The sequence below is a fragment of the Streptomyces sp. genome (genome assembly GCF_019510245.1).
In the GTDB taxonomy this organism is placed as follows: domain Bacteria; phylum Actinomycetota; class Actinomycetes; order Streptomycetales; family Streptomycetaceae; genus Streptomyces.
The window spans coordinates 1-2,439 of the sequence record NZ_JAEKKT010000421.1 but is presented as its reverse complement, the minus strand read 5'-3'; the positions used below and the strand labels follow the sequence as shown (position 1 = coordinate 2,439).

General features: G+C 70.3%; 3 protein-coding genes. 2 read left to right on the top strand and 1 reads right to left on the bottom strand.

Going from position 1 to position 2,439, the window contains the following annotated elements:
• Both JF597_RS53280 and JF597_RS53275 read left to right on the top strand, forming a co-directional pair.
• A partial coding sequence (locus JF597_RS53280) for an MFS transporter (RefSeq protein ID WP_294014224.1) occupies positions 1 to 1,012 on the top strand: 1,012 nt, incomplete at its 5' end.
• A gap of 137 nt (positions 1,013 to 1,149) precedes the next feature.
• Positions 1,150 to 1,911, top strand: coding sequence for a TetR/AcrR family transcriptional regulator (locus JF597_RS53275; protein WP_294014223.1), 762 nt, complete (start codon positions 1,150 to 1,152; stop codon positions 1,909 to 1,911).
• Between the two features lie 19 nt (positions 1,912 to 1,930).
• On the opposite strand, the gene JF597_RS53270 is transcribed toward JF597_RS53275, so the two are convergent.
• Complete coding sequence (locus tag JF597_RS53270) at positions 1,931 to 2,404, bottom strand: PPOX class F420-dependent oxidoreductase (protein WP_069766513.1); 474 nt, start codon at positions 2,402 to 2,404, stop codon at positions 1,931 to 1,933.
• Between the last annotated feature and the right edge of the window lie 35 nt (positions 2,405 to 2,439).

The window sequence follows — 2,439 nt, the reverse complement described above, 5'->3', positions numbered from 1 at the left end:
AGGACCGCTGCTCGGCGGTGTGCTGCTCGACCACTTCTGGTGGGGCGCGATCTTCCTCGTCAACATCCCGGTCGCGGCCATCGGCCTGGTGGCCGTCCTGGCCCTGGTGCCCGAGTCCAAGAACCCCCAGGGCGACCGCCCCGACCTGCTCGGCGCACTGCTCTCCACGATCGGCATGACGAGCGTCGTCTACGCGATCATCTCCGGCCCGGACCACGGCTGGACCTCCGCCACCACCCTCACCTCCGCCGCGGTCGGAGCCGTGGTGCTGACCGGGTTCGCCGTATGGGAACTGCGCGCCCCCTATCCCATGCTGGACATGCACTTCTTCCGCAACCAGCGGTTCACCGGGGCCGTCGCGGGCGCGATCCTCGTCGCCTTCGGCATGGCGGGCTCGCTCTTCCTGCTCACGCAGCACCTGCAGTTCGTCCTCGGATACGACCCGCTGCAGGCCGGACTGCGAACGGCGCCGTTCGCCCTCACCATCGTCGCCCTCAATCTCACCGGGGTCAGCGCGAAGCTCCTGCCGAGGGCCGGCACACCGCTCACCATCGCCCTCGGGATGACCTGTCTGTCGGTGGGCCTCGCCGCGATCGCCGTGCTCGGCCGTCACGGGTACGGCGGCATGCTGGCCGGCCTGGTCGCCATGGGCGCCGGGGTCGCCTTCGCGATGCCGGCCATGGCCAACGCCGTCATGAGCGCGATCCCTCCGGAGAAGGCGGGGGTGGGGGCCGGCATCAACGGCACGCTCGCCGAGTTCGGACAGGGGCTCGGGGTCGCGGTGCTCGGCGCGGTCCTGAACTCCCGCTTCGCGGCGCTGGTCCCGGTGGCGGCGGCGTCCTTGCCGGCGGCGCTGGCGCAGGCGGACTCGGCACAGGAGCGGACGCGGATCACCGAGGCGTTCGCCTCCGGCCTGGAGAGCAGTCAGCTGGTGGGGGCGGGCGCCGTGTTGCTGGGCGGAGTGGTCGCCGCGGTGTTGCTGCGGCGGGCTGAGCGGGCACAGGGAGCCTAGGAGCTCCGGACCGTCGGCGGATGCGAGTCCGTCGTGGCTGGTCGCGCCCACGCGGCGGAGCCGCACATCGACACGGCTCGCACCCCGCGAAGGCCTAGCATCTTCGCAAGTGGACGGATGTACTCGAAAGGTGCGCCATGCCTAACGCAGGCCAGAAGGCCTCGAGTCGGACCAGTGTGTGGCTGGAGGGCAAGGTGCGCCCGAGCGGGCGCGGCGGCGGGCAGCCGTCCGGACTGGACCGGGACCGGATCACCGAGGTGACGGTCCGTCTCCTGGACGCCGAAGGGCTGGCCAAGTTCTCCATGCGGCGGCTGGCCGCCGAGCTGAACGTGACCGCGATGTCCGTCTACTGGTACGTCGACACCAAGGACGACCTCCTCGAGCTCGCCCTGGACGCGGCCTTCGGCGAACTGGAGCTGCCGGACCCGGAGGCCCACGAGGACTGGCGGGACCAACTGCGCACGGTGGCCAGGGAGTACCGGGGCCTGCTGGTCCGGCACCCCTGGATCTCACCGCTGGCCGGCACCTTCCTCAACATCGGCCCCCACTCCCTGGCGTTCTCCCGGATCGTGCACCGGGTCGTCCGCAAGACCGGCCTGCCCGCACACGGCATCACCGGCGCGATCTCCGCCGTCTTCCAGTTCGTCTACGGCTTCGGCACCATCGAGGGCCACTTCATCGCCCGCTCCGCCCAGGCCGGCATGACGCAGGAGGCCTACTTCCGCCACGCCATGACCACCGCCACCCGGTCCCCCGGCGCCGCGGAGATCCTCAAGGAGAACGAGGAGATCATGGCGGCGAGGGGAGGCGACACGGTGGAGGAGATGAGGGACAGGGACTTCACGTTCGCCCTGGACCTGTGGATCAAGGGAATCGAGGCGATGGTCGAACCCGCTTAGGGCGCCGACCCAGGGCCTCTCAGGCGTCCGGCGAGGCCAACCGCTCAGGAAATCCACCGGTGGCCACAGGACCCCACCGCACCGGCGTCACCCGGATGATCGACTTCCCCTGCTTCACCATCGCAGCCCGGTACTCGTCCCAGTCGGGGTGCTCACCGGCGATGTTCCGGTAGTACTCCACCAGCGGCTCCACGGACTCCGGCGGGTCGATGACCTCCGCGGTCCCGTCGACCTGCACCCACGGTCCGTTCCAGTCGTCGCTCAGCACGATCACGCTGACCTGGGAGTCCCGCTTCGCGTTCCGCGTCTTGGCCCGCTCGGGGTACGTCGAGACGACGATCCGTCCGGAGTCGTCCACTCCGCAGGTCAACGGCGAGGCCTGCGGTGACCCGTCCCCCCGCCGCGTCAGCAGGATCGCCCGGTGCCGGGGCCGTACGAAGTCCAGCAACTCGTCCAGCGAGACGGCCTTGTTGGTCGCAATGTTCGGTGCCATGACGTCAGCCTAGTTGGAGCGCCACGGCGTTCCAG

Coding starts and splice junctions, on each gene's coding strand:
- JF597_RS53275 (WP_294014223.1), top strand. CDS start 1,150: ATGCCTAACGCAGGCCAGAAGGCCTCGAGTCGGACCAGTGTGTGGCTG.
- JF597_RS53270 (WP_069766513.1), bottom strand. CDS start 2,404: ATGGCACCGAACATTGCGACCAACAAGGCCGTCTCGCTGGACGAGTTG.